This is a genomic window from Colwellia sp. E150_009 (genome assembly GCF_053543955.1).
The window spans coordinates 108390-134999 of the sequence record NZ_JBHFOM010000002.1; the positions used below are offsets into that span (position 1 = coordinate 108390).

General features: G+C 36.5%; 25 protein-coding genes and 1 riboswitch. Of the genes, 11 read left to right on the forward strand and 14 right to left on the reverse strand.

Annotated elements, in window-relative coordinates; genetic code table 11:
* Positions 1 to 239: 239 nt before the first annotated feature.
* From ACE1OF_RS01635 to ACE1OF_RS01665, 7 genes are all read left to right on the forward strand, one after another.
* Positions 240 to 2927 carry a LuxR C-terminal-related transcriptional regulator gene (locus tag ACE1OF_RS01635; protein ID WP_448892234.1) on the forward strand — a complete coding sequence of 896 codons (2688 nt, stop codon included), beginning with the start codon at positions 240 to 242 and terminating at the stop codon, positions 2925 to 2927.
* A 259-nt stretch (positions 2928 to 3186) separates the two neighbouring features.
* On the forward strand, positions 3187 to 3882 hold the full coding sequence (locus ACE1OF_RS01640; protein ID WP_448892235.1) for a DUF2982 domain-containing protein: 696 nt from the start codon (positions 3187 to 3189) through the stop codon (positions 3880 to 3882).
* A 235-nt stretch (positions 3883 to 4117) separates the two neighbouring features.
* Positions 4118 to 5563, forward strand: coding sequence for an exodeoxyribonuclease I (gene sbcB / locus ACE1OF_RS01645; protein ID WP_448892237.1), 1446 nt, complete (start codon positions 4118 to 4120; stop codon positions 5561 to 5563).
* 293 nt (positions 5564 to 5856) lie between these two features.
* The gene (locus ACE1OF_RS01650; RefSeq protein WP_448892239.1) at positions 5857 to 6270 is read left to right on the forward strand and encodes a DUF6795 domain-containing protein; all 414 of its coding nucleotides are present in this window, start codon (positions 5857 to 5859) and stop codon (positions 6268 to 6270) included.
* A gap of 11 nt (positions 6271 to 6281) precedes the next feature.
* On the forward strand, positions 6282 to 6413 hold the full coding sequence (locus ACE1OF_RS01655; protein WP_448892240.1) for a hypothetical protein: 132 nt from the start codon (positions 6282 to 6284) through the stop codon (positions 6411 to 6413).
* A gap of 188 nt (positions 6414 to 6601) precedes the next feature.
* Complete coding sequence (locus ACE1OF_RS01660) at positions 6602 to 7456, forward strand: lipase family protein (RefSeq protein WP_448892350.1); 855 nt, start codon at positions 6602 to 6604, stop codon at positions 7454 to 7456.
* 323 nt (positions 7457 to 7779) lie between these two features.
* Positions 7780 to 9240, forward strand: a complete 1461-nt coding sequence (locus ACE1OF_RS01665) for an SLC13 family permease (RefSeq protein WP_448892242.1) — start codon at positions 7780 to 7782, stop codon at positions 9238 to 9240.
* A 103-nt stretch (positions 9241 to 9343) separates the two neighbouring features.
* Here ACE1OF_RS01665 and ACE1OF_RS01670 read toward each other — a convergent pair whose 3' ends face one another.
* From ACE1OF_RS01670 to ACE1OF_RS01680, 3 genes are all read right to left on the reverse strand, one after another.
* Complete coding sequence (locus ACE1OF_RS01670) at positions 9344 to 10207, reverse strand: NAD(P)-dependent oxidoreductase (RefSeq protein WP_448892244.1); 864 nt, start codon at positions 10205 to 10207, stop codon at positions 9344 to 9346.
* A 78-nt stretch (positions 10208 to 10285) separates the two neighbouring features.
* Complete coding sequence (locus ACE1OF_RS01675) at positions 10286 to 10654, reverse strand: HopJ type III effector protein (protein ID WP_448892246.1); 369 nt, start codon at positions 10652 to 10654, stop codon at positions 10286 to 10288.
* 6 nt (positions 10655 to 10660) lie between these two features.
* Positions 10661 to 10918: a DUF2999 domain-containing protein gene (locus tag ACE1OF_RS01680; RefSeq protein ID WP_448892248.1), complete on the reverse strand. Its 258-nt coding sequence runs from the start codon at positions 10916 to 10918 to the stop codon at positions 10661 to 10663.
* 232 nt (positions 10919 to 11150) lie between these two features.
* Here ACE1OF_RS01680 and ACE1OF_RS01685 point away from each other — a divergent pair, with 232 nt between their 5' ends.
* Positions 11151 to 11633 (forward strand): glutathione peroxidase, encoded by a 483-nt coding sequence (locus tag ACE1OF_RS01685; protein WP_448892250.1) that lies wholly within the window; start codon positions 11151 to 11153, stop codon positions 11631 to 11633.
* A gap of 361 nt (positions 11634 to 11994) precedes the next feature.
* Complete coding sequence (locus ACE1OF_RS01690; protein WP_448892251.1) at positions 11995 to 12444, forward strand: MarR family winged helix-turn-helix transcriptional regulator; 450 nt, start codon at positions 11995 to 11997, stop codon at positions 12442 to 12444.
* A 70-nt stretch (positions 12445 to 12514) separates the two neighbouring features.
* Here ACE1OF_RS01690 and lysC read toward each other — a convergent pair whose 3' ends face one another.
* Positions 12515 to 13894, reverse strand: a complete 1380-nt coding sequence (gene lysC, locus ACE1OF_RS01695) for a lysine-sensitive aspartokinase 3 (RefSeq protein ID WP_448892253.1) — start codon at positions 13892 to 13894, stop codon at positions 12515 to 12517.
* A 144-nt stretch (positions 13895 to 14038) separates the two neighbouring features.
* A riboswitch (Lysine riboswitch) is annotated at positions 14039 to 14243 on the reverse strand.
* 340 nt (positions 14244 to 14583) lie between these two features.
* Here lysC and ACE1OF_RS01700 point away from each other — a divergent pair.
* On the forward strand, positions 14584 to 15351 hold the full coding sequence (locus ACE1OF_RS01700; RefSeq protein ID WP_448892255.1) for an ElyC/SanA/YdcF family protein: 768 nt from the start codon (positions 14584 to 14586) through the stop codon (positions 15349 to 15351).
* Between the two features lie 89 nt (positions 15352 to 15440).
* On the opposite strand, the gene icd is transcribed toward ACE1OF_RS01700, so the two are convergent.
* The 7 genes from icd to ACE1OF_RS01735 all read right to left on the reverse strand — a co-directional run bounded on the left by icd (position 15441) and on the right by ACE1OF_RS01735 (position 22890).
* Complete coding sequence (icd, locus tag ACE1OF_RS01705) at positions 15441 to 16691, reverse strand: NADP-dependent isocitrate dehydrogenase (protein WP_448892256.1); 1251 nt, start codon at positions 16689 to 16691, stop codon at positions 15441 to 15443.
* A 341-nt stretch (positions 16692 to 17032) separates the two neighbouring features.
* Positions 17033 to 18442, reverse strand: coding sequence for a Re/Si-specific NAD(P)(+) transhydrogenase subunit beta (gene pntB / locus ACE1OF_RS01710; RefSeq protein ID WP_448892258.1), 1410 nt, complete (start codon positions 18440 to 18442; stop codon positions 17033 to 17035).
* Positions 18443 to 18450: 8 nt separating this feature from the next.
* On the reverse strand, positions 18451 to 19989 hold the full coding sequence (locus ACE1OF_RS01715; RefSeq protein ID WP_448892259.1) for a Re/Si-specific NAD(P)(+) transhydrogenase subunit alpha: 1539 nt from the start codon (positions 19987 to 19989) through the stop codon (positions 18451 to 18453).
* Between the two features lie 97 nt (positions 19990 to 20086).
* Positions 20087 to 20959, reverse strand: coding sequence for a DMT family transporter (locus ACE1OF_RS01720; protein ID WP_448892261.1), 873 nt, complete (start codon positions 20957 to 20959; stop codon positions 20087 to 20089).
* Positions 20960 to 21018: 59 nt separating this feature from the next.
* A complete protein-coding gene (locus tag ACE1OF_RS01725; protein WP_448892263.1) occupies positions 21019 to 21537 on the reverse strand; it encodes a YcgN family cysteine cluster protein in 519 nt (172 codons plus the stop codon).
* 15 nt (positions 21538 to 21552) lie between these two features.
* Complete coding sequence (locus ACE1OF_RS01730) at positions 21553 to 22593, reverse strand: lytic murein transglycosylase (RefSeq protein WP_448892264.1); 1041 nt, start codon at positions 22591 to 22593, stop codon at positions 21553 to 21555.
* A 3-nt stretch (positions 22594 to 22596) separates the two neighbouring features.
* Complete coding sequence (locus tag ACE1OF_RS01735; RefSeq protein ID WP_448892265.1) at positions 22597 to 22890, reverse strand: YcgL domain-containing protein; 294 nt, start codon at positions 22888 to 22890, stop codon at positions 22597 to 22599.
* A 159-nt stretch (positions 22891 to 23049) separates the two neighbouring features.
* Between ACE1OF_RS01735 and ACE1OF_RS01740 the strand changes: the two genes are divergently transcribed.
* Positions 23050 to 23460, forward strand: coding sequence for a hypothetical protein (locus tag ACE1OF_RS01740; RefSeq protein WP_448892266.1), 411 nt, complete (start codon positions 23050 to 23052; stop codon positions 23458 to 23460).
* Positions 23461 to 23479: 19 nt separating this feature from the next.
* Here ACE1OF_RS01740 and rnd read toward each other — a convergent pair whose 3' ends face one another.
* The 3 genes from rnd to ACE1OF_RS01755 all read right to left on the reverse strand — a co-directional run bounded on the left by rnd (position 23480) and on the right by ACE1OF_RS01755 (position 26574).
* Positions 23480 to 24631 (reverse strand): ribonuclease D, encoded by a 1152-nt coding sequence (gene rnd / locus ACE1OF_RS01745; RefSeq protein WP_448892267.1) that lies wholly within the window; start codon positions 24629 to 24631, stop codon positions 23480 to 23482.
* Positions 24632 to 24751: 120 nt separating this feature from the next.
* On the reverse strand, positions 24752 to 25819 hold the full coding sequence (gene rluB, locus ACE1OF_RS01750; protein WP_448892268.1) for a 23S rRNA pseudouridine(2605) synthase RluB: 1068 nt from the start codon (positions 25817 to 25819) through the stop codon (positions 24752 to 24754).
* Between the two features lie 134 nt (positions 25820 to 25953).
* Positions 25954 to 26574: an L-threonylcarbamoyladenylate synthase gene (locus ACE1OF_RS01755; RefSeq protein WP_448892270.1), complete on the reverse strand. Its 621-nt coding sequence runs from the start codon at positions 26572 to 26574 to the stop codon at positions 25954 to 25956.
* Positions 26575 to 26610 lie beyond the last annotated feature (36 nt).

Genomic DNA, 26610 nt, shown 5'->3' on the forward strand with positions numbered 1-26610 from the left:
GTTATCATCGAATTTCCAAGTAAAACCTCATTGATTGACATAAACAACAACGGTAATTTGGTTTGTTCATGGTTATATTAGTGATAAAAATATAGGTGTTTCAATTGGCACAAAGAGTAGGCCTGCGATAAAAAAAGCAGCCCCTACCCGAACGGGTAGGTTTTAAAAAGTAATAAAAGCTATACTTTAAGGGTATGATTAATAGGCAAATACAATACCAAATATACAAGGGGATAAGTTTGCAGCCATTATCTATTTTAGAACAAAAATTTCGCATACCAGAGCAACGTGTAAAATTAGCTGATCGCGAACATTTATTAAAAAAATTAATGTCTAATCAACATGTGGCTCTAGCAACTATCATCAGTCCCGCAGGATTTGGCAAATCAACCTTAATATCACAATATTTAAAACAACTTAATCAAATAGAAAAAATTAAAGCGGTTTGGATTGCTTTGGATGCGTCAGACAATGAAGCTAATCAGTTTTTTAGCTTACTTTGTCACGCTCTTGTTTACATCAATGTTGCCGATAAAAGCCTGATCACTCGAGCCAACAATAGTTCAGCTAAGGTTGATTTGATTAGTTTTAGCCAAGATATTTTGAATATTATTCAAAAAAGCAATCATCAAATCTACTTGTTATTTGATGATTTTCATTTTATTTCAGAGCCAATAATTCTGACTTTTATCAATCAACTGCTCCTTTATTGCCCCAAACAATTACACTTAATTATTAGCAGCAGAGTACAACCATCATTAGAACTAGCCCCACTTTATGCGCAGGGATTGTTATTTAACCTCAGTGCTGAAGAACTAAAATTTTCCTTAACTGAAACCAACAGCTTGTTAAGCGAGTTCGTTAATGAAAGTCAATTAGAGTTGCTATATCGACAAACAGAAGGTTGGCCCGTGGCGTTGCAATTGCTGCGTTTATGGTATCAACAAAATCCCAATACAGATCCTACTCGCGTACTAACGAATAATATTGATACGCTTACCAGTTACATGAAAGAGCAAGTGTTTGAAAAATTTGATCTACCAACACAAAACTTTTTACTAAAGACCTCTTTTCTAGATCGCTTTGACATTGAACTCGCTAATTATGTTTGCGAAATACACAATGGCGCCAAGATTGTAGCTGCCATTAATGAACATCAATCTTTAATTGTTTCTTTGGATGAAGATAATACCTCGTTTCGTTACCACCATTTATTTTCAGACTTCCTGCAACAAATCTTTGCAATGAGGGTTGGTGCTAGTCAATGTAATGAACTGCGCAGTAAAGCAGCACTTTGGTTTGCCAATAAAAATCATTTAAGTGAAGCAATTAGCCAATGTGTTAGGGCAAAAAATATTAAATTGGCCACACAGTTAATTACCAAAGCTGGTGGATGGGAAATGATCATGACCAAGGGGATAGGTTATGTTGAATCCTTACTCAGCCATTTCAGTAAAAAAGATATTACTCAGTCACCAACCCTTGGTTTACTCCAAAGTTATTTTTATCTTAAACTAGGACAAGTTGTTTCAGCCGAAGAGCAATTTCAAATAGCTGAACTTATTCATCAAGATCTGATTCATTCAGGAAAAGGATCTGATGCTAGTCAACGAGATTTTTTAATAATCAAACTTCTAGTCCAAACTTATCTTGATCAAATGATTAAAACCAACGAATTACAGAGAATTGATAATGCTGTAGAGTTTATTGAATCAAATGATCATCTAGCCAGAGGTATTTTACTTGCGCTTGAGGCACTGATATATAATCAAAATGCTCAGTTTGATCTAGCTGAACAAACAGCAATTAACTGTAGTAGAGAAATGCAATTAGCCAATTGCTGGGTTGGCGTCAATTACATTACTTTACATCACGGACAAAGTTTGGCATATCGAGGTCATTTAGAAAGCGCTTTGGTTTTATTCAACAATGCTAGTCAACTGGCTGAAGAACATTTAGGCATGGATAATGGATTGCAGTCAATGGCAATGTGTTTAACTGCTGAAATTTATTATCAGGCGGGCCAACTTGATAAAGCAAAGAAATTACTAGAACAAGGTATAATCGCGTTAGAGTTACGAGATTGTTGGTACGATATTTACGCGGTGACTTTCAAGCTGGCGATTAATTTAGCATTGGCTGATAGTGATAAGCCAGCTTGTGATGACTATCTTTCTCGCGGTAAAAAAATAGTCATAAAACGAAAGCTATGGCGACTGGAAATGTTATTAGATGTACTTGCTCAGAAGGTTTCCTTACACTTCAATGACAGCACTTTATTTGAAGAATTAAATAATCAAATCATCAGAGAAAAATACTGGTCAGAAGAGCTCTGTTTGTGGAACGCTAAAGAAGAATACCATATCATTCAGGCAATATTCTTTTTACAAAAAAATGCATCAAGCAAAGCTCTTTTTCATACAGAAAAACTATTGAAAATTTGTATGGATAGCAAACAAATTATCTACACTTCCAAAGCTAAAATAATTCAGGCTCTCGCGCATTCATCAACAGAAAACAACCACAAAGCGTTTAAAATACTCCAAGATGTTTGCCAAGATTGTGCAAAATATAAAATAAAACAGATTTTTTATGAAGTACCTGCAAGCATTGAGTATTTACTAATAAAATTTAAAAAACATAGCGCAGACTTGCTGAAAAAAATTGAATTAGATTTTATCTCTGATGTGATAAAAGGCTTCAAAAAAAATAATAAATCTGACTTAGCTAAATTTGGCTTGTCTCACCGAGAGCAGCAACTTATTCCCTTACTTGTCCAGGGACAGAGCAACAAACAGATAAGTGCTAGCCTTGGGATATCTGACAATACTGTGAAGTTTCACTTAAAAAATTTATTTGCCAAAATCCGTGTTCATAATAGAAATGAAGCCACCATTTTTTTCTTAACTAACGACGACAATAGTTAATATTGATAGGCCGAACACTGTTCATCAATCCAAACATGCTTATTATGAATAGCTATACCCCATCAAAAGCACGCCCAAAAAATTTTCAATAGCATGCAATACTACTTTATTTTTATCTTTGGCCAATGACCTATTTGAGTTCCTTATTGCTTACCTTATCATCTAAAGCGATAATCACTACCAAGTTAATTAACTCTATTTCAGCTCAACAAGGGTTTGATAGATAACTTCTGTAATAATAGTGAGATAAATTCTTAACATGCCATCAGTACCTATCATTAATATTAAAGCAAAAGCCAATCACCATGCGGTTTTTTTAATGTTGTTGGCTGTGGTAATTTTCTTTTCTGCCTTGATGATCAGTCAATATTATTGGCGCAGCCATCATTTAATATTGATTTTTATCTACCTACTCGCCTTAGTGGTTTTGTTTACAGGTATATTAAAGCGATCTGAACCTAACGTTAGTTTTGAGATATCACCACAACATTTACAATATAATCACCGTCAAGGTAAATGGAAATTAACTTGGCAGCAGATACACAATATAAATACCATTAGAGAAGTCGTAGGTTTATCTACAATCGATTTACCCTACATAGGTATTCGGCTGAAGAATATAGAAGAGTTAGCTGATCAAATTTCTCCCCGTTTAGCTAATAGACTGATCCATGAACAGCGCCCTTTGTTAAGCTTTGCATTTAAGCATCAGTTACTAACACTGGAAGACATCCAGCTTAATTTTGATCCTTTTGTATTAAGTTCAGGCAACGTAATAAAAGGGCCAATAGCCGCTTTTTTACATCACTGTCACACTTTACAACGAGGGATTGGTTATCATCTTTATATTCCCGAATCGAGCACAGACCGAGAGCTAAACGATTTTTGTCAACTATTAAAACAATGCAAACGTTACAGTGCTAATTATCATGTAGGATATATGTTTAACGACTGAGTAGTATTTCTACGTTGGTATTTTGAAAAGATTTGGATAGTTTTAGACCACATGAACACTACTTATTATTCAAGGTTGCTTACCACGCCATCTAAAGCGATAATCAAATATAACTATTGTATTGTCGTATGCAATATTATTGGTCAATAAATACATGATTTTTATTATAATGCACATCATGATAAAGAAGATCGCGTGAGCTAAATAGCAATTTACAAATAGGTACAACTGATTAATGAACAATAACGAACAGCCATCTATTCTATGGCACGACTATGAAACCTGGGGAATTGCACCTAAATTTGACAAACCTTCTCAATTTGCCGGTATTCGTACCGATCTTGATTTAAACATTATCGGCGAGCCACAAATGTTTTATTGCCAACCGCCAGTTGATTATTTACCTCATCCTGAGGCGTGTTTAGTAACGGGCATTACGCCACAAAAAGCGCGACAAGAGGGATTAACTGAAGTTGAATTTGCCAAACGTATTCATGATTTATTCAGTGTACCTAATACCTGTGTGGCGGGTTATAACAATATTCGTTTTGATGATGAAGTGTCTCGTTATTTGTTTTATCGCAACTTTTATGATCCCTATGCCCGTGAATGGCAAAATGGTAATAGTCGTTGGGACATTGTTGATATGGTTCGAGCCTGTTATGCATTACGTCCCGATGGAATTAACTGGCCAACCGTTGATCGTAACGGTGAAGAGGTGGTAAGCTTTCGACTTGAGTTATTAACCAAAGCCAACGGTATTAGTCATGAATCAGCCCATGATGCCATGAGTGATGTGTATGCAACGATTGCCATGGCTAAATTAATTAAAGAGAAACAGCCAAAGCTTTATGATTTTATTTTTAATTTAAAAAATAAAAAACAAGTTGCTGAGTTAATTAATGTAGCTGAGATGACACCCGTGGTGCATACTACTTCTAAAGTGTCTTCTATACATGGTTGCACTAGCTGGTTTGCGCCAGTTAGTTATCATCCTGTGAATAAAAACGCGGTAATTTGTGTCGATTTAGCGCAAGATATAGAACCATTACTTTCACTAACCAGTGAAGAAATAAAAACGCGTTTGTATACACGTCGTGATGATTTAGCACCTGATGAAAAACCTATTCCTGTTAAGTTAATTCACCTTAATAAATGCCCTGTTGTGGCGCCTGCAAAAACCTTATTACCAGAAAATGCTCAACGTTTAACAATTCCCAGAGACTATTGTTTAGAAAATCTAAGTACGTTAAAACAACATGCTGAACTTAGAGATAAACTCAGCGATGTGTTTGCGACTTCAGATTTTGACAATGAAGAAGTGGATGCTGAGCAAGCTTTATATGGTGGCAGTTTTTTCAGCCATTCTGATAAGGCCCAAATGGATATTTTGCGGGGTTTAACGCCTGAGCAACTCGCTAATCATCCGTTTCAATTTCAAGATAAGCGTTTATCTGTTTTGTTATTTCGTTACCGTGCGCGAAACTATCCACATACTTTATCCACTGACGAACAACAAAAGTGGCAGCAATATTGTCATAGTAAACTGCAATATGGTGGTAAAGGTATTTTATCTATTGATGAGTTTATGATGACGGTTGAAAATTTGGCTCATGAGCATGAAACAGATAAAGCCAAAATGTCGGTGTTAAAAGCTTTATATGAATTTGTTCAAGGGTAATGGTTCGATCGTTAGCTATTTAATAATCAATGAAATAACAAATAACACACCTGACCCTGAATGATTAAAATTATAATGGTTACTTTTTACTTTTTACTTTTTACTTTTTACTTTTTACTTTTTACTTTTTACTTTTTACTTTTTACTTTTTACTAGGTAAGTTATTATAGTGGCGCTTAAGCTGGTCAAGTGTGTTTGCACATAGCAATCACACGCTGACAGCTCGTATTTTAAGGACAAAATATCAAATTTAAAGGAGTATTCCCCTGTTTAATTTACCTATCAATTTTACTGTGCATTTATGCCCAGAAGTTAAAGGACGAATTACCTTAGAAGGTAAGCCACTCGCCAATCAAAAAATAGAACGTAGTTTAACTTTAGAAGAGGATGAGTACGATTTTGTATACACTGATGATGATGGTAATTTTTCATTTGTAGCTAAATCGCTTAAATCTAAATTACCAGGCAGTTTGTTTTATCAAACGGTTATTAGGATAATTATTGATTTGGAGTATCACGGTGAAATATACAATTTATGGTACGGTTATCAACATGGATTAAAAACTCCTGTCGAATTTAAAAAGCACCTTCTAAAATTAAATGCGGATTTAACTACAAAAGAAAAAGATCATCACCTAGTAAACCCTAATAAGTCTTCCGAAGAGTATTACATTGGAAGTATATGTCGTTGGGATGAACAAGAATAAAAGGATTTAGTATGGCAACATTACCTCCAAGTATTTGCAGTGAACTAGCCGCAATTGCTTATAGTATTAAACAAATTGACCGTCGTGGGCGATATGATTTAAAAGCTTCACCAGTAATAAAAATCACTTCTCTTTTAATTTAACCAAAGGACCAATCAAAGGCATCTCTGGTGGCTCAATTGCTCACGCTAAGGGGATACAGACAGGTTTTATTTTAATCGGGCAAGGCTGCTCACCTATAGGTAAATCAAACCCTTATAAAAATGATTTAGTATTAGCGGTTCGTGGTACTAATTCTATTTACGACACTTCTACCGATTTTAGGGCTAACATTAGCTTAACCGAATTTGGTGCAAGTGTGCATAGTGGTTTTAATCGCTTGTTTATAACCTTAAAAACGGAATTAGCACCATATTTAAATGCAGTTAAACCAAGTGGCACCGTTCACTGCGTTGGTCACAGTTTAGGTGGTGCTATAGCCTCATTAATAGCAGACTGGGCTAAAAAGCGTTTTAACTGCAACGTTAAACTTTATACTTTTGGTGCTCCTAAAGTGGGTTTAAGTAATTTTGCTTTAAAAACTACCAATGCATTAGAGCCAAAAAACATTTTCCGTTGTGTTAATGGTGGTGATGTGGTGCCTATGGTGCCCGTTTGGCCTTTTATTCATGCTCCTTATAATGCACATGAATACCGATTAGATAATCACAAACTCTTAAGGCCGTGGCATCATTTGATGAAATATTACACTAAAAACTGCAAATCACAGTCGTGGAATAGTATTACCAAAGAAATTTCATTTAATTCTTTTAGAAGAGTTACCTTAAGCGTACAGAATGCACAGCAAGTTCAGTCATCAGTTTATTGGATGAACCGTTTAAGTGAAGCGTTAATTACTATATTACGCGAGGCTAACTTAGCATTGCTTAACTCAATACAATCAGGTGTGGCGAATGGCCTTAATTTATACGATAAAATCGCGATGCTTTTAGCGAATAATTCTTTGCATGCGGTAGATATTTCTAGCCAGCTAAATGGGTTGTTAGCTTGTATGCTAAAGTTTGCTGGTTATGGTTATTACAAACTAAAAGAGCTTACCGCAGATTTCATTCGCTGGGTATTTGAGAAAACACTAAAAATGATAAATAAACTTTCTCGTGAGGCCTTAAGCATTACAGCAGATTAATACCACTAGTCTTTCGCCCCCACTAAAACGTGGCGCGGTTAACTAAGTTCAGTCATCAGTTTATTGAATGACTCATTTAACACAATGCTAGGAGACTTTTCACTATTAAATGAGTTTATTCAACGTTAGTTGACAAAACCACTACTGGTGGCGGTTTCCCACACACCTGCAAGTTTTTTTGGGTGGATTTAGATACTTTTTTTAGGATGAATAGATACAGTTATAAATTAATATTCTTATTTAACAAGTGGATATAAATATGGCAATATCTTTGCACTACATTAATTAAAACTATTATAAACACTACGTAGTGGGAAAAAACAATGTCTAATATTCAACACAAAGCAACCCCTGTGCGAATGCTATTACTCGGCCCTGCATTCATGCTGTTCACATTATTTACGCCGCCCCTATTTGATGGAATGTCTTCTGAAGCTTGGCATACGCTGGGCTTAGCTTTATGGATGGCGGTCTGGTGGATATCTGAAGCAACGCCTGTTGCTGTTACTGCATTTTTACCCTTAATAATTGCACCTATCGTCGGTATAGCCCCTATCAAGGCGACAACACCGTCATATGCACACCCGTTAATATTTTTATTTCTTGGTGGGTTCTTTATTTCAATCGCAATGGAACGGTGGAATTTACATAAACGCATTGCATTAAAAGCGATGTCTATGGTTAGCACAAAACCAAGCCAGCAAATTGGTGGTTTAATGCTTGTTACGGCATTTTTATCAATGTGGATGTCAAATACAGCAACCGCGGTAATGATGTTGCCTATCGCGTTATCTATTATTGATATGGTTAAAAAAAATGGTGACACACAACATAAAGATGACCAAGAAAGCTTTTCAAAAGCAATGTTATTGGCCATTGCTTTCTCAGCAAGCATTGGTGGTTTAGCAACATTAATTGGTACGCCTCCTAACGCCCTTATGGCCGCTTATTTAGCTGACACCTACAATATAGAAATTGGTTTTGCTCAATGGATGCTTGTCGGCGTGCCATTAACAACAGTGCTGTTAGTGCTTTGCTGGTTCATTCTTACTCGAGTTTGCTTTAAGGTGAACGAAGGAGAGCAAGTTGATACCCATAAAATGTTTGAAGAAAAACTGAAAGAATTAGGAAAAATGAGCAAAGGCGAAAAGCTTGTGCTATTTTTCTTCGCTTTTGCGGCCATAAGCTGGATATTCAGACCATTAATAGCCAAATTTACAGGGCTTGCTATCTCTGATACGGGTATTGCCATGTTTGTTGGTTTGTTACTATTTGTTGTACCTGTTGATAACAAAAAAGATGTTCGTATTTTATCATGGGACGACACTAAAAAGTTACCTTGGGGTGTTCTTTTACTGTTTGGTGGTGGCTTAGCGCTGGCTGGTTTAATTAAAAAGTCAGGGCTTGCAGGTTATATTGCGACACAACTTGAAGCAACATCAAATATTCCAGTTATTGGTGCTGTTTTAGTGGTAACAATTACAATTCTGTTTTTAACGGAAGTAACCAGTAACACAGCAACAGCTGCAAGCTTTCTACCTTTATTAGGTCCTATCGCAGTAACGTTAACTGATGGCCCTTTGATGCTGGTAATTCCTGCTGCACTAGCAGCCAGTTGTGCTTTTATGATGCCAGTTGCGACACCGCCAAATGCTATTGTATTTAGTTCAGGAGAGTTACGTATTGCCGATATGGCTAGAGCAGGTTTTTGGTTGAATATTGCCGCAATCGCTATGATTGTTTTATTGATGTTAACGTCTGTACCATTGGTGTTTAACTTATAACCTAAAACTATTTTAACCCCTAGAGCACTGCATTTCTATGCTCTAGGGGTTAATTATAAATAGCTATATGTTTAACCCCATTTCTTGCTCTACTTTCTAATCGTTATTTTTTAAAACGTGATATCAAGCTAGAAGTATCCCAACGATTACCGCCATTATCTTGAATTTCTTTGTAATATCCATCTAATTGCTTAGTTATCGTTAAATCAGCACCTAGTTTTTCTGCTTCATCAAAAGCCATTGCTAAATCTTTTCTTACCCAATCAACAGCAAAACCAAAATCAAACTCACGGGCACACATGGTTTTACCTCGGTTATCCATTTGCCAAGATCCAGCAGCACCTTTTCCAATGGTATCTAGTAACTTATCCGTATCTAAACCTGCTTTTTGAGCAAAATTTAGCCCTTCTGCTAATCCTTGTACTGTATTAACAAAACAGATTTGGTTGACCATTTTAGCTAACTGTCCAGAGCCAACGGGCCCCATTAATTGACTAAAACGAGCAAAAGCTGCCATCACAGGTTCCGCTTTTGCAAACACAGCTTCATCACCACCAACCATTACAGTTAAAACACCATTTTCTGCTCCTGCTTGGCCGCCTGAAACAGGCGCATCTAAAAAGTATTGATTATTCGCTTGCGCTGCTTTTGCCAATTCTCGAGCCAGTTCAGCTGAAGCTGTGGTGTGATCAACCAAAATACTCTCTTTTGGCATACCTACTAATATACCCTCTTCACCCAAGACAACTTGACGAACATCATCGTCGTTACCAACACAACAAAATACAATATCACAGTCTTTTGCTGCTTTAGCAGGTGTTGTAGCAAAGCTACCTGAGTATTCTTTTTGCCATTTTTGTGCTTTTTCTACGCTTCGGTTATACACACAAACATCATATCCTGCTTTTTGAAGATGGCCAGCCATGGGATATCCCATCACGCCTAAGCCAATAAATGCTACTTTCATTGTTAAATCCTTACCTTAATTTAGAGCTGAATTAATAATTCACGCTAACTTAACTCATCTACCTTAGTTAGCACCGAGTTATACTGTATTCGGTATTAAAGCTGCTTGAGTGAATTCTATGCCTTGCCAGCCTGTTTTCATAAAATTTCTAATATTACCGTGATCATTACCCGTAGGTTTTTTTAGAACATCTTCACGGTAAAAACGGCCAAAACAAGCTAAAGTTTGTTGCTGATTTAATTTATTTAATTGTGCAAAATAAAATATTTTACACGAGCCTTCATTACTGCCAGCTTCATTACCAAGCGAACCATTAGTAAATGTTGTTGGTTGATATTGGTAATTGTCAGCGATAACTTGCATCACTTGTTCAAATTCAACATTGTTTTCTTGTTGTTTTAATTGGTTAAGTAAATCTGCTTCTGTAAAAACGTGGGGATTATTCATTATTAGCTATAAACCTTCTTTTAATTTAGATTTTGCCGCTTCAACTTTTGAAAAATCTAAGCCAAGTTCGTCAACTGCTTCTTTGATTAAATCAGGTTGTGTCATCACTAAACCCATCATGGCTTGTAGCTTTTCAGGCGGAATACCTAGTTGCTGAATAACACCCATTGCCATTAAGGGGTTGTCTGTTAACGTTTGAAAAAGCTCATTAATTTTTTCATCACTAATATTATGTTCTTTTAACATTGCAATTATTGGGTTCATTTTCGATGTCCACCGGTGGTTTAAGGATTAATTAGAGTAATAATTTTATATGGGGCAAGTTTACCTTTTTTGCGGTTAAAACAAAAATAATAAACGCACACGAACAAAAACATACACAATTTAATTGTGCGCAACTAAAATTAAAGTTACTATAATAAAAATTAAGTTGCGCACAACTTAAAAACAAACAATACGTTGCTAACACACAACTAAACAAAATAAAGGAATTACAATGTCTAACGATATCTATCAATTTTCAGCTAACGATACTTCTGGGCAACCTATTGGTTTAAAACAATTTAAAAACAAAGTAATGCTTATTGTTAATACAGCCAGTGATTGTGGTTTTACTCCGCAGTACGAGGGATTACAAGATCTTTATCAAAAGTATCAACCTGAAGGTTTTGAAGTGCTTGCCTTCCCTTGTAACCAGTTTAAGCAACAAGAAAAAGGAAACGATGCAGAAATTAAACAGTTTTGTGATTTACGTTTTAATATTAAGTTTCCTTTATTCAGCAAAATTGAAGTAAACGGTGAAAACACTCATCCGTTGTTTACTTTTTTAAAGTCTAAAGCCCCTGGAATCATGGGCTCTAAACGCATAAAATGGAATTTCACTAAGTTTTTAGTAAATAAAGAAGGTGAAGTTGTTAAACGTTATGCCCCAACAACAAAACCTGAAGCGATAGAGTCTGATATTAAAAACTTACTGTAAGTGCTTAGTTATAAATTTACTTGGCTATGCACTTCGCTCAGAAAAATGTAACACCCTATGTAGGGGGTAATTTATTGCCTCATGTCAGAATAAATTCTAACCTACATAAGGTATTGCAACTTACTCTATGTCAGAATAAATTCTAACCTACATAGGGTATTGCAACTTACCTCATGTCAGAATAAATTCTAACCTACATAGCGTATTGCAACTTACCTCATGTCAGAATAAATTTTAACCTACATAAGGTATTGCAACTTACTCTATGTCAGAATAAATTTTAACCTACATAGGGTATTGTAAATTTAACAGTAGATTCTGAATTGTCTACCTAAGCATATTAATTTACAGGTATTAGTTTATGAAAAATGATGACAGTTTAAAGCTAGAAAATCAGTTGTGTTTTCGGCTTTATAGTTTATCAAAATTAATGAATCGCCATTATAGCCCTGTACTAAAAAAGTTGGGGCTTACCTATTCTCAATATTTGGTGATGCTTGTTTTGTGGGAAAACAATAACACAACCGATACTATTTCAGTTAAACAGTTAGGTGAAAAACTGGATTTAGACTCAGGGACGCTTTCTCCATTATTAAAGCGGCTGGAGAAACAAGCCTTACTTAGCCGCTTTCGTAATAGTGTTGATGAACGTAGCGTAGAAGTAAAATTAACAGATAGTGGCTGTCAGTTAAAAGCGCAGGCATATGGCATTCCTGCACAAATGTTTTCAGTGACGGGGCTGTCTATTAATGAATTACAAGCAATGAATAGCCAACTAGATAAGTTATTAACCACCATGAGCATGAAATAACTCGGCCTCGGTGGCGAATAATGCCTTAACTAAAAGCTATTTAACCACCGAGTATAAATAATTAAACTACTTACACAAAAAGCTCGCTATGAAGTTTTTCAACTACATTGTTAGCGTCTTGCTCGTTCACCAAAAAGCATAAATTATTGGCACTAGCGCCATGACAAATTAAACGAATATTTGTGTCATTAATTGTTTGAAAGATAGCTTGGCCAATACCTTTAGCGCAGTCTAAACCATTACCTATAACCGCAACCAAAGACAAACCATGCTCTACCGTTACTTCACATAATTGCTCTAATTCTTTCACTACCGCTGTCGTTAGCAAAGACTGACTAGAGCCACTTGGATTATCAAAAGTTAGTGCAATACTAATTTCACTGGTGGTGATCAAATCAACACTGAGTTCATGTTTAGCTAAAATACTAAAAACCTGCGCCAAAAAGCCACTAGCATGTAACATTGCAGGGCTTTTTACCGTAACTAAAGTTTGCTCGCGTCTTAAAGCAATAGAGCGATAAGTCGGGTTAGATGCTACTTTTTGTCTTATTTGAGTACCGCCTTTTTCAGGCTCTTTACTTGAGCCAACAAACACTGGAATATTCTGACGCATTGCAGGAATTAACGTGGCTGGATGCAATATTTTAGCACCGAATGTTGCCATTTCAGCCGCTTCACCAAAACTGATCTCTTTAATGGCGCGTGCTTGGTCAGTAATGCGAGGGTCGGTAGTAAAAATACCGACAACATCCGTCCATATAGATAAATTAGCCGCCTTCAACGCTTCAGCAAGTAGTGCCGCACTGTAATCTGAGCCACCACGTCCTAATGTTGTTGTTTCACCTAATCCATCTTGCCCAATAAACCCTTGCGTAACGAGTACCTGATTTGCCAGTTTAGGCAATAAAAGATCACGACATGCTACGTTTAATTGTTCAATATCAACAACAGCTTTACCGTATAAGCTATTCGTTTTCATTACTTGCTGTACATTAAAATAAGCACCATTTACGCCTACAGATTGTAGAACTTGCGCAAATATTCGCGAACTTAATTGTTCACCAAAAGCAAGAATAGCATCTGCTTGTTTTATACTATGATGTTGCGATTGTTTTAATGCGTGAGTTGCTAATTCATCAAGCAAATTGGCAATTTCAGTATTTAAGATTTGCGCAACACCTTGCTGTAAATGTTGAGTAATGTTTAATTGAATCGCGTGTATTTTTTCAATGATATCAGTTTGTTCTTCAATAGACAGATTTTCTTGTCCTAAACGTACTAAGTAATTAGTGACGCCAGCACTAGCAGACACAACAACTAATCGGTTGTTGTTATCATTTTTAATAATTTGAGCGCAGCGTAACATGGCTTGATAATCAGCCACACTTGTACCGCCAAATTTAGCGACAATTAAGGATAAACTTTCTATTGTTGATGCTTGGTGAAACATGGGTAATCTTCCTAAGTGCTATGATTTAAATTACTTATCAATAGTAACATTGTTAATCATTCACGAATTAAAACAGGAAGAGCATGACTGAACAGTTTGGTAGGCTAATGTATTAACAGATAAGCATACTTATAAGTAACTTTTTCAGCCAGAAGCTCTCCACCTTAGTCTTTTCAGACCATTAAATCAGGTGACAGCCCTAAGGATTCAGCCTTAGTGACCGAACAGTAACAGCCACAGTGTTAATGCTCTCGGCGATAATCTCCCTCAACAGCGCATATTGGAATGTGGTTCCTAATACCTTACGGTATAACGTTGTCTACCTAGTTATCGCACCTCTTCTGGTGTTACATAAATAACTACAACAATAGTATTTAAGCAACGGCATTATTAAACCTTAAATAAAAAACAATTGCAATAGACTTTTAGACGTCTAAGTCATTTTATTTTTTATCCTTGCTGTTGCTCGTTTAACAACGTAATAGCTCAGTGTTCTCTATGAGAAGTTCATTGTTATTTAAGGTAATTACCTCCCATCAAATTGACAAAAGAAAGTCAATATTTCTCAGAAAAAATGTTACTTTGTAAGCAGAATTTCAATCACGTTTTCAATCATATAAATCAGATTATCTTTTGCTTGAGTGAATTGATATAGTAACATCACTTTTTATCACTGATGATTGAATTTAATGGATTTATTCTTACTTAAAAAAATAATAACTGTCTGTGTAATGCCAATTAATATGGTGTTAATTTTACTCGTAGTGTCACTTTATTTTTTTAAAAAGCGTCCTCGTAGAAGTTTTAAGTGTTTGCTTTCAGCCCTATTATTGTTGCTTGTATCATCAATGCCTGTGGTTTCAGATCACTTTATTGTTCAACTTGAAAATAACTATGAAACCTTTAGCCGGTCAAGCAGTCCTGTTGATTACATCATAATACTAGGTGGTTGGCATACAACAAACGCAGCCTTACCTGTTACCAGCCAATTACACCCTGCTTCTACTCAACGACTAATAGAAGCGTTACGAATATACACATTACATCCAGAAGCAAAAATAATTACTTCAGGCCATCACAGTACAGATACAGTATCTAATGCGCAAAAAATGAAACAAGCATTAATGCTCTTGGGTGTGCCCGAGCAAAACATAATTACCGAGAATTTCCCTAAAGATACAGAAGAAGAGGCGCAATTAATTAGTCCGAGAGTGCAAGGCACCAATGTAGTTTTAATTACTAATGCTAACCATATGCCAAGAGCAATGAAATATTTTCAAAACGAAGGGGTAACCCCTATTGCTGCACCAACAGGTTATTGGGTAAAAAACATTAATAGCCCTAAAGGTTGGGGCTACTACGTGCCTAATAGCAAAAAACTACAACAAACTACGGTTGCTTGGTATGAAAGCTTAGGCCTTTTAGTACAATGGGTTAAAGAGCGTTTTACCTTTTAACTCCATATTTATAAACAAAAATTATAAGCATAAAAAAACCAGTATTATCATAATTGACAATACTGGTTTTTGTTTTCTATATCATTAAATTACATATGATCAATAATACAATCACCAAACTGTGAACAAGTCACTAGCGTGGCATCATCCATTAAGCGTTCAAAATCATAAGTTACGGTTTTTGCGCCAATAGCCCCAGACATACCTTTAAGTAGTAAATCTGCCGCTTCAACCCATCCCATGTGTCTTAACATCATTTCTGCTGATAAAATTACGGAACCTGGGTTCACTTTATTTTTACCCGCATATTTTGGTGCAGTACCATGTGTTGCTTCAAAAATAGCCACTTCATCATTTAAGTTAGCGCCTGGCGCAATACCAATACCACCCACTTGCGCGGCTAAAGCATCAGACAAGTAATCACCGTTTAAGTTCAGTGTGGCAATAACACTGTACTCTGCTGGGCGTAATAACACTTGTTGTAACATGGCATCAGCAATAACATCTTTAATAATAATCTCTTTACCTGTTTTAGGGTGTTTAATGCGACACCAAGGGCCACCATCAATCAATTCTGCACCAAATTCTTCGCACGCTAATTGATAACCCCAATCTTTAAATGCGCCTTCGGTAAATTTCATAATATTACCTTTGTGCACTAAGGTAACTGAATCTCTATTATGATCTATAGCGTATTGGATCGCTTGACGAACTAAGCGTTGAGTACCTTCTTTTGAAACAGGTTTGATACCAATACCACAATTTTCAGTAAAACGTATTTTGGTTACCCCCATATCTTCTGTTAAGAAAGAAATGACTTTTTTGGCACTTTCACTGCCTGCTTGGTATTCAATGCCCGCATAAATATCCTCGGTGTTTTCACGGAAAATAACCATGTCAACTTCGTATGGTTTTTTCACTGGGCTTGGCACACCAGTAAACCACTGTACAGGACGCTGACAAACGTATAAATCTAAAATTTGACGTAAAGCAACATTTAATGAACGCATACCACCACCAACAGGGGTAGTTAACGGGCCTTTGATGCCAACTTTGTATTCTTTGAACATTTCCAATGTTTCATCAGGCAACCATGTTTCAGAATCATAAACCTGCGTTGCTTTTTCACCCGCATAGACTTCCATCCACGAAATTTTCTTCGCATCACCGTAAGCTTTTTTGACAGCAGCATCAACGACTTTAATCATAGGTGGCGTTACATCAATACCAATACCATCTCCTTCTATAAAAGGAATAATAGGGTTATTGGGTACTGATAATTTACCATTGGATACGGTAATTTTATCACCTGAACTGGGAATTGAGATTTTACTTGTCATAAAGCGCTCTCCTAATTGGAAGAATAGACATTAAACAATGCCTAATAAATTTTATAAAAGAAATAAAACGATAAATCAATCGATATTGGTAATAAATATTGTTTTCTTAACTTAGCATAAATTAACTAAGCTTACCCTAACCTAGTTTACCTTAATATTCTTGTTTAATGATTTAAGCGTTGATTTTAGTTAAAGTAAAGCAAAAGAGCAATTGCACGAATCGATGTTATTAAATGTTGAGTATTTTTTTGATGAATAATTGTTTTTTAAGGCAAAACATTGTTAACCACCGAAGAAATATATAGGTAATTCGGTGGTTAATGTTATGAACTTATGTGTTATTACAATGCTCTGAAGATCTGCTCGGTTGTTTCTTTAGCATCGCCAAAAAGCATTTGAGTATTTTCTTTAAAGAATAATGGGTTTTGTACGCCTGCATAACCTGTACTCATTGAACGTTTAAAAACAATTACCTCTTTTGCATTCCACACTTCAAGTACTGGCATACCTGCAATTGGGCTATTAGGATCATCATTAGCCGCTGGGTTTACTGTATCGTTAGCACCAATAACCAGCACAACATCTGTTTCAGAAAAATCCTCGTTTATTTCATCCATACCTAAAACAATATCATAAGGTACTTTTGCTTCAGCTAAGAGTACATTCATATGCCCTGGTAAACGCCCCGCAACAGGGTGAATAGCAAAACGCACTTGAATTCCTTTACTGATTAATTGTTGCGTTAGTTCATACACAGGATATTGTGCTTGTGCTACTGCCATACCGTAGCCTGGCGCTATTATCACTGACTTAGCACCACTTAACATCTCTGCAACAGCATCCGCTTTTATTTCTCTGTGCTCTCCGTAATCTTTATCTTCATCTATTACCACTTCAGTACCAAAGCCACCAGCAATAACACTAATAAATGAACGATTCATCGCCTTACACATAATATACGACAATATCGCGCCTGATGAACCAACTAACGCACCCGTAATTATCAACAAATCATTACTTAACATAAAGCCTGCTGCCGCTGCTGCCCAACCTGAGTATGAATTCAACATAGAAACAACCACTGGCATATCAGCGCCACCAATTGAAGCAACAAGGTGCCAACCAAACACTAACGCAATAACGGTCATTAAGAAAAGTGAGAAATTTGAACCGCCATTTTGAACAAATATAATCATTAGAATAAAAGAAACAACGCCAGCAGCAAGGTTCATTTTATGTCGATTAGGCAACATCAACGCACTTGAACTAATAGCACCACTTAATTTTCCAAATGCTACAATAGAACCTGTAAAGGTTACAGCACCAATAAATATACCTAAGAATATTTCAGTCAAATGAATATTCATCGCAGTTTGTTGTGCAGCACTGATAATAACACCATGCCCTGCGTCAAAATAGCTATTAAAACCAACTAATACCGCAGCCAAACCAACAAAACTATGTAATATAGCAACTAGCTCAGGCATTTGTGTCATTTCAACTTTATTGGCTAGTTTTAGTCCTATACCTGCACCAATAACCATCGCAACAATAATAAGCCAAAGACTTGATACCGCTGGATTTAAAATGGTTGCTAATAGAGCAATTGCCATACCTATCATGCCATACAAATTGCCCTGTTTAGCTGTTTCTTGTTTACTAAGCCCTGCTAAACTAAAAATAAAGAGCAATGCGGCAACTACATAAGCTGCACTAATAAAACCATTTGACGCTATTTGTGTCGTTTCCATACTGCCCCCTACTTACTAAACATTTTTAACATACGACTAGTCACTTTAAAGCCACCCACAATATTAATGGTGGCTACTAAAGTTGCTAATGCCGCAAGAATTTGTACAACAATATTTTCAGAGCCTATCTGTAACAGCGCACCAACGATAATAATACCTGAGATCGCGTTAGTAACGCTCATTAATGGCGTATGTAGTGAATGACTAACGTTCCACACCACGTAATAACCAATAACACAGGCAAGTACAAACACAGTGAAATGAGTGAGAAAGTCAGCGGGTGCAACACTCGCTACCCAACCGAATAAAGCAATACCAGCCGCCATAAAAGCATATTTTTTATTTGGTGATTCGGGCTCTTTCACTATTTCAGTTTTAGGTTCTGCTTTTGGTTGTGCTTTTGGAGCAGGTGCAGCGCTGACTTGAATAGGTGGCGGTGGAAAGGTCACTTCATCCTTATTAACAACGGTCATATTTCGTATAACAACATCGTCAAAATCAATAGTAAAAGTACCATCTTTTTCTTTGCATAGTAACTTAGCCAAATTAACTAAGTTATTTGAATAAAGTTGTGATGCTTGATTAGGTAAACGCGAAACTAAATCAGTATAACCAATGACTTGTACATCATAGGCGTTAGTCACTTTACCTGCAACAGTGCATTCACAATTACCACCACCGCCAGCAGCTAAATCAACAATAACACTGCCTGCTTTCATTGACTTAACCATTTCTTCAGTAATAAGTTTTGGTGCTGGTTTTCCAGGAATCATTGCCGTGGTAATGATAATATCAACATCTTTGGCTTGTTCAGCAAACAATGCCATTTCAGCATCGATAAAAGCCTTGCTCATCTCTTTTGCATAACCATCACCAGAACCAGCCGCTTCAGGATCTTCGTAATCAAGCTCTAAAAATTCAGCTCCCATACTCTCAATCTGTTCTTTTACTTCTGGGCGCGTATCAAAGGCACGAACAATTGCCCCTAAACTACTGGCAGTACCAATAGCGGCAAGGCCAGCAACTCCAGCACCAATAATCATAATTTTTGCAGGGGGCATCTTACCTGCAGCGGTAATTTGTCCAGTAAAAAATCGACCAAAATGATGAGAGGCTTCAATAACAGCGCGATAGCCCGCAATATTTGCCATTGAACTCAACGCGTCCATTGATTGTGAACGCGTCATTCTAGGCACCATTTCCATGGCTAAAGTAGTAATTGATTTTGAACGAAGGATCTCAAGTAATTCGGGGCTTTGTGCTGGTGCTATAAAGCTAATCAGGGTAGCACCTTCTTTCATTAATTCCACTTCGTCAACTGTAGGTGCATTGACCTTGAAAATAATATCGCTTTGCCAACACGCTTTTTTAGCAACTATTTCGGCACCGCTGTCGCTATAGTCCTCGTCGGTAAAACTTGCTTTGCTACCCGCATTTTTTTGTACTTGTATTGTAAAACCTAACTTGATTAACGCGGTAATAGAGGTTGGTGAGCCTGCAACACGGTTTTCACCCTTTAGCGACTCTTTGGGTATGCCAATGATCATAAAACACCTTTAAACAGTTGATAAAAAAGACTTACTGTTTAATGTTTTACCACTAATTGATTCAATATTAAACACCCATTTTGAAATAAATAGATCTTTATCTACCTTTGCTTACTGACCATGTTTCAAAAAGCGCAGCAGTAATCACTAATGTGCCACCAATAATCGTTAATAACTCAACCTGCTCACTAAGTAATAAAAAAGCCAACACACTTGCATACAATGGTTGCAAGCATGAAATAAGCCCTGCAGTTGTTGCGGTTAAATGACGCAGTGACGAAGCCAAAAGCGCATGTGGTGCTGCAGTAAATACAACACCAACTAATAAAACGAGTATCCAATCATGAGAAGTCACTTCAACTAAAGGTACTTCAATAAATAATCCTAGCATCAAACAAGCAATCAAAGTTTGATAAAACATGGCATGTGGGCCTGAATAATGGCTAAAATAATTTTTATGGAGTACATTTCTTAAGGAAAATAAACAAGCAGAAAACACACCTGTTAATATGCCTAAGGTGACTTGGTTACCCAAATGTATTTCTGGAATTAATAAAAAAATACCGACTAAAACAATCAAGGCAATAACAATATCTTTAAGTTGCGGTTTTTTATATCCTGTAGAGCGGTTTAACAAAGGCTCTAAAAACACAGTAATAACAGGGTAAGTAAAAAAGGCAATAACACCAATAGTAACGCCAGCCATTTGCATACTTGCAAAATACGTTACCCAATGAACACCAACGATAGCCCCTAGTAGTAAGGCAATGCCATAGTCTTTGCGGGTAGCTAAGGTTATTTTTTTCTTTTGTATGGTTAACAAAATAAATAAGACTATGGCAGCAACACCTGTGCGATAAACAGTAATATCTAAAGCAGGTAAGCCAATAAGTTTTGAAAATAACGCCGTACCCCCAAAAATCAGCACGGATAAATGTAAAAACAAAAGGCTTTGTTGTTGAGCTGTCATAGAGAAATTTCTAATACGTTGTTATAAAAAATTTAGCACAGATGAAGTGCAAGTAGTGATCAATCAAGATCATTTAGCGGCCAGGTAACAATATAATCTTCAAAGTCTTCAAGCGCTATATCATCATCTTTTACTATTTTTCCGCGTACAGACATTCCCGCTTTGTGCATAGCCGACTTTTTGCCTTTGTTCAGTAAAGGATGCCAAGACGGCATACCTCGCCCTTCTTGTAAACGTCGATACGTGCAACTTGGGGGCATAAAAAAAACATCGGCTAGGTTGTCTTGTGTTAATTGTACGCAATCTGGCACAAGCTTAGTTCGCTTAGCGTACTGACTACATTGACAGGTTTTTTCATTTAATAAATAACAAGCAATATTAGAATAAACAACTTGCTCGCCTTCTTTGATGTGATCCGTTGGTTGTAACTCATTTTCGTCATCCGTATTTTCATCATCAATAAATTTATTGAGACAACATTTAGCACACCCATCACATAGCGATTCCCATTCGCTCCGTGTCATTTGTGCTAATGTTTTAGTTTGCCAAAATGGCAATATTGTTTGCGGGGCTGTCATAGATACCTGATATGTCTAATGAATAGGTGGAAATTTGATTCGATCAGATAAATGACCAACTGAGCTAACAAAATAGTATGATAAATTCCAATGCATTAAGCTTTTATAATTGTCATACGCTAAATAAGCACGCCCATTTTCACCATCGGGAAAAATGAGCGCAGCCTTTATACCTACATTAGGAAGATTAGTACCGTCAGTACGACGAACACCTAACGTTTGCCATTGTGATAATGTTTTTTCTGTTTTTTGCCAAGCTTTTAACCAGTTTTTACGACTTCCTGTATTTTTAGGTATCGCCAATGAGGTATCAAAGTTCTCTGGCAACTTAACCTGACGTCCCCAAGTTAAGTCATCATTCCAACCTTCCTTTTTTAAATAATTTGCCATTGACGCAAAAATATCAATTTGATTTTGCCAAATATCTTTCTTACCATCGCCATCACCATCTACAGCATAAGCTAAAAAAGACGTTGGCATAAATTGATTTTGCCCCATTGCGCCCGCCCATGAGCCTTTCATGTTTTCAATACTAATATGGCCTTCATCTAAAATTGTTAACGCTGCCCATAATTGCTTTTTAAAAAACACTTCTCGACGACCTTCATAAGCTAAAGTAGCAAGGGCAGAAATAACATTATAACCGCCTGTAAATTTACCAAAATTAGTTTCTAACCCCCACAATGCCACAATAAACCGAGGTTGAACGGCATAATCATTACCAATTTTAGTTAATATATCGTGATGCTCTTTAAACAACTCTCTGGCTTTTTTAACTTTCCAACTGGGCACACGTTTAGGTAAATAGGTGTCAAGTGTTTCAACCTTTTCAGGTTGTTTTCTATCAGCGGCAACCGCTCTTTTATGAAATTTTACTTTAGCAAAACTTTCGTCAATAAGCGCTTGTGTATAACCTTGAGCCAATGCCTCTTTTTTCAACTCAGTCACGTAGTCATTAAAACCAGCTTCACTTAAGGCTTTTGCTTGCAATGCTTTAAAAGGAATTAGCGTAATACTCAAAACAATAAAAAAGGCTAAAACATACTTAATTTTCATGACTTATTCCTCGCTGGTCTGGCTTTCAGCGTCCATTTCGGCTTTATGTTGTTTGAGTAAATCTTCTTGGGGGGGCGGTAATTGTAAGTAATAACCTTGTTCTGTTAAGTTGGCTTTTACCTTTGCTAAATCGGCAAAACCTAACTTTTCTTTTGTAGCTAAATTAATAAGTGTCACTAACACAGGCGTGCCAAAAGTCAGCATTAATGTTTCAGGAACTGAAGAAAAATCATCACGTGTTTTAACAAAAAGGTAGGTTTGTTCTTTTTTTGTACTTTTATATATGGCGCATAGCATAATGGAGACCTATGAGAGAAAGTGAATGTTTAATATATCACGCACTGACCTTATTATGCGATACAATGACACAATAAATTACATTACTTTTTAATCTACTTTACTCTGCTTTAATCAATCATTAAATTAATAGCAGAAAAATTAACTTTAGGTGAGTCAATGAAAGCCCCTTTATACAATGAAATTCTCGAAATTTGTCAACAAATAGCTAATGCATCTACTGAAGGTAATGACGAGGCAAGAACAAACGCATGTAAAGATTTACAAAAATTGTGTGCTACAAACCAAGATTCACCCAAAGATCATCCGTTGCAATGGGAAGCTTTAGGCGATTTTACTGAAGACGGTGATATGGCAATGGATATTTATGACATTGCCTTAGCTAGCGCAAGCAAGCTTGGATTAGCAACCTTCACGGCATCTATTTATTTATCGATGGCACAAAGACAACAAGAGTTTGAAGAATCAGATAAAGCCATTGAATACGCTAAACAAGCTGAAATTGCGAGCGTAGGTATTAATGATAATGAGCTAAAAGAAGAAATAAAAACCTTTTTAGCTGCTTATTAATAGTTGCTAAACAATCAAACTATTTGAAATCATTATTCGCGAAAGATTCCAGCGATTTACCAAATAAATCATATCGCCATGTACTTAATATATCTGGGTAAACATCCGTTTCTTTCGCTATTTTTTTCGTTTCATTTAAATCAAAATACCAGCTTAAGAAATGATTAATTTGTTTTTTAGATGCTAGGTTTTCAATAGCTAATTGGTGCTGTTCACTGATCGCAGTAATAAAAGATTTTACTTTTTTAAATATTTGCTTATACCCGGGATATTCATCTAAACGTTCAATTTTTTTAGGGTAATCAGTCTCTTTATCTTTTAATGCATGCGCAACAATGGCTAACATAGCTTTGCCTTTATGACGAATATCAAGCACCTCTGCCCCATCTAAATTCCCCATAGCTGATAAGCTTTCAGGGTTATTAGCGGCAACAGCCATCATTGTGTTTTCTTTTACAACAAAGCCTAAAGGTAAATCTCGTTCTTTCGCCTGCAAATAACGCCATTTTGCTAAATGCTGCAACGTATTTAGTTGTTTTGCATTTAAGCGCCACGCTAATTTAACTTGGCGGTATAATTGGTCTGCATCAATGGCAGTAAACTTTTTATCAATTAACGATTGAGATTCTTGCTGAGCAAAGCTAAGCCAACCAGCTTTTTCTACTTCTGCAACCAATTTAGGGTATATATTATATAAATGTTCAACGTCTGCACTGGCATAAACTAATTGCTTTAAAGAAAGCGGTCTTTTAGTCCAGTCGGTGCGAGACTCAGACTTATCTAATTCAATTCCAGTAAAATACTCAACCATTGCCGCATAGCCCATAGATAATCCATGCCCTAAAAAAGACATCATAATTTGACTATCAATTAAATTAATGGGTTTACAATGTGCATGGGTTAGAAAAACTTCTAAGTCTTCAGAGCAAGCATGCAATACTTTAACAATATTTTCATCTGTGAGTAATTGCCAAAAAGGAGATAAATCATCGATAGCAATGGGGTCAATCAACGCAAGTTCTTTACCATCAAACACTTGTAATAAACCCAATTTAGGGTACAAGGTTCGTGTACGCACAAACTCAGTATCAATAGCTAAAAAATTGGCTTTGCTATATTGCTGGCAAAGGGTTTGTAAACGTTCAAAATCTTCAATTAATTGATACTGCATAGGTGTGATGTTGTCTACCCTTTATTGTCTGTTTAGTTAGCAAGCTTAACTAACTGTTTAGTTACATATTCTTTTATAGCTATTTTACTCGTTAAGTCACCTGACCTAAGCTTAATAATATTACTTTCTTCTACGGCGTGTTGCTTGCTGATGACGTTGTTGATGTTTTTTCACAGAACGACGGATACGACGACTTTTCGCATTGTCCATAGCTTTTTCATCTACTTTTACTTTGGATTGCGTTTCAGGTTTAAGCTGAACAAGCTTACGAAAATAATTCACTTCCTTCAAAGGAAGCTCAGCCCAACCACCTAAAGGCAATTGGCGCTTCATTTCCATATCACCATATCGAACACGAATTAAGCGACTAACTTGTACTTCTTGGCTTTCCCATAAACGGCGTACTTCACGGTTACGACCTTCAGAAAGTACCACATGAAACCAATGATTTCTGCCTTCACCACCACGATAAGTAATTTTTTGAAAACGCGCAGGACCATCTTCCAATTTAACACCCGTGCGAAGCGTTTGTAACATCGCTTCATTTATTTCACCAAAAACCCGAACAGCGTATTCACGTTCAACTTTTTGTGAAGGATGCATAAGTCGGTTAGCAAGTTCACCGTCAGTAGTAAAAAGTAACATGCCAGAGGTATTAATATCTAAACGCCCTACAGCAACCCAACGCCCTGATTCTAATGGCGGTAAGCGGTCAAATACCGTTGCTCTACCTTCGGGATCTTTACGTGTACACATTTCACCTTCAGGTTTGTTGTACATTAATACACGACAAATATCTTCTTCTTGCGCGGTTAATTTCACTTGATGACCGTCAATACGAATCTGTTCACTGCCATCAATTCTATCACCTAAGAAGGCTGTTTTTCCATCAATACTCACACGTCCTTGGCTGATGATTGTTTCCATTTCACGACGTGAGCCTTTACCCGCTCTCGCTAATACTTTTTGTAACTTTTCAGAATCTTTAACGGTCGCTTTTTGAAAATTTACTTTTACTGGCTTTTCTTCTACTTTCTTTCCCTTACCTACTTTATTAGGCCCCGTTTTACTTTGTCCTTTTTTAACAACCGATTTAGTCCCAGTGCCGCGACTACCATATTTATTATTAGTAGATTTTCCATCAGCTGAGTTTTGCTTACCCTTAGGTGTTTTTTTGTCTTGTGACATATTTTTTTCTCTGTTACGTCAGTAGTCGTTCCCTAGAAACTAACTTCTGGCTCATTTATACATTATTTTTATAGACTAAAGTTTGTCTAGACTAAATTTGGTATTAGTTTTTAATGATGATGGTTAATTTTAGATTACTCAAACGGGGTAGGATCGCCCTCTCCCACACGAATAATTTCAATATCATCATTAGAAAAATCAATCACTGTCGTTGGATGTTCGCCCAAATAACCACCATTGATGATTAAATCAACTTGATGCTCTAACAAGTCACGAATTTGTTCTGGATCACACTCTGTCATGGTTTCGCCAGGCATGATCAAACTAGTTGACATTATAGGCTCTGCTAACTCAGCCAACAAGGCTTGGCAAATATTATTATCGGGCACTCGTATACCTATGGTTTTCTTTTTGGGGTTTAAAAGCCGTTTGGGCACTTCTTTGCTACCTTTAAAAATAAACGTATAAGCACCAGGCGTATTATTTTTTAATAACCTGTATGCCGTATTGTCAATACGGGTGTATTCAGATAATTGTGACAAATCCTGACAAACTAACGTGAAGTTATGCTCTTTATTAATATCTCTAATTTGGCAAATCCGTTCTAATGCTTTTTTATCGCCTAAATGGCAACCTAAGGCATAACCTGAATCAGTAGGATAAACAATAACACCACCATCATTAATAATTGCCACAGCTTGCTTCATTAAGCGACCTTGCGGGTTATCGGGGTGTACATAAAAAAATTGACTCATAAAATCTCCTTTTAAACGCTCATCAATTATTTAGTA

Excerpts from the sequence above, each read along its gene's own strand:
- ACE1OF_RS01755 (WP_448892270.1), bottom strand. The coding sequence starts at position 26,574 with ATGAGTCAATTTTTTTATGTACACCCCGATAACCCGCAAGGTCGCTTA.
- ACE1OF_RS01670 (WP_448892244.1), bottom strand. The coding sequence starts at position 10,207 with ATGAAAGTAGCATTTATTGGCTTAGGCGTGATGGGATATCCCATGGCT.
- ACE1OF_RS01735 (WP_448892265.1), bottom strand. The coding sequence starts at position 22,890 with ATGCTATGCGCCATATATAAAAGTACAAAAAAAGAACAAACCTACCTT.
- ACE1OF_RS01675 (WP_448892246.1), bottom strand. The coding sequence starts at position 10,654 with ATGAATAATCCCCACGTTTTTACAGAAGCAGATTTACTTAACCAATTA.
- ACE1OF_RS01665 (WP_448892242.1), top strand. The coding sequence starts at position 7,780 with ATGTCTAATATTCAACACAAAGCAACCCCTGTGCGAATGCTATTACTC.
- ACE1OF_RS01690 (WP_448892251.1), top strand. The coding sequence starts at position 11,995 with ATGAAAAATGATGACAGTTTAAAGCTAGAAAATCAGTTGTGTTTTCGG.
- ACE1OF_RS01700 (WP_448892255.1), top strand. The coding sequence starts at position 14,584 with ATGGATTTATTCTTACTTAAAAAAATAATAACTGTCTGTGTAATGCCA.
- ACE1OF_RS01655 (WP_448892240.1), top strand. The coding sequence starts at position 6,282 with ATGGCAACATTACCTCCAAGTATTTGCAGTGAACTAGCCGCAATTGCT.
- rnd (WP_448892267.1), bottom strand. The coding sequence starts at position 24,631 with ATGCAGTATCAATTAATTGAAGATTTTGAACGTTTACAAACCCTTTGC.
- ACE1OF_RS01680 (WP_448892248.1), bottom strand. The coding sequence starts at position 10,918 with ATGAACCCAATAATTGCAATGTTAAAAGAACATAATATTAGTGATGAA.
- icd (WP_448892256.1), bottom strand. The coding sequence starts at position 16,691 with ATGACAAGTAAAATCTCAATTCCCAGTTCAGGTGATAAAATTACCGTA.
- pntB (WP_448892258.1), bottom strand. The coding sequence starts at position 18,442 with ATGGAAACGACACAAATAGCGTCAAATGGTTTTATTAGTGCAGCTTAT.
- rluB (WP_448892268.1), bottom strand. The coding sequence starts at position 25,819 with ATGTCACAAGACAAAAAAACACCTAAGGGTAAGCAAAACTCAGCTGAT.
- lysC (WP_448892253.1), bottom strand. The coding sequence starts at position 13,894 with ATGTTTCACCAAGCATCAACAATAGAAAGTTTATCCTTAATTGTCGCT.
- sbcB (WP_448892237.1), top strand. The coding sequence starts at position 4,118 with ATGAACAATAACGAACAGCCATCTATTCTATGGCACGACTATGAAACC.
- ACE1OF_RS01725 (WP_448892263.1), bottom strand. The coding sequence starts at position 21,537 with ATGACAGCCCCGCAAACAATATTGCCATTTTGGCAAACTAAAACATTA.
- ACE1OF_RS01715 (WP_448892259.1), bottom strand. The coding sequence starts at position 19,989 with ATGATCATTGGCATACCCAAAGAGTCGCTAAAGGGTGAAAACCGTGTT.
- ACE1OF_RS01720 (WP_448892261.1), bottom strand. The coding sequence starts at position 20,959 with ATGACAGCTCAACAACAAAGCCTTTTGTTTTTACATTTATCCGTGCTG.
- ACE1OF_RS01685 (WP_448892250.1), top strand. The coding sequence starts at position 11,151 with ATGTCTAACGATATCTATCAATTTTCAGCTAACGATACTTCTGGGCAA.
- ACE1OF_RS01640 (WP_448892235.1), top strand. The coding sequence starts at position 3,187 with ATGCCATCAGTACCTATCATTAATATTAAAGCAAAAGCCAATCACCAT.
- ACE1OF_RS01730 (WP_448892264.1), bottom strand. The coding sequence starts at position 22,593 with ATGAAAATTAAGTATGTTTTAGCCTTTTTTATTGTTTTGAGTATTACG.
- ACE1OF_RS01740 (WP_448892266.1), top strand. The coding sequence starts at position 23,050 with ATGAAAGCCCCTTTATACAATGAAATTCTCGAAATTTGTCAACAAATA.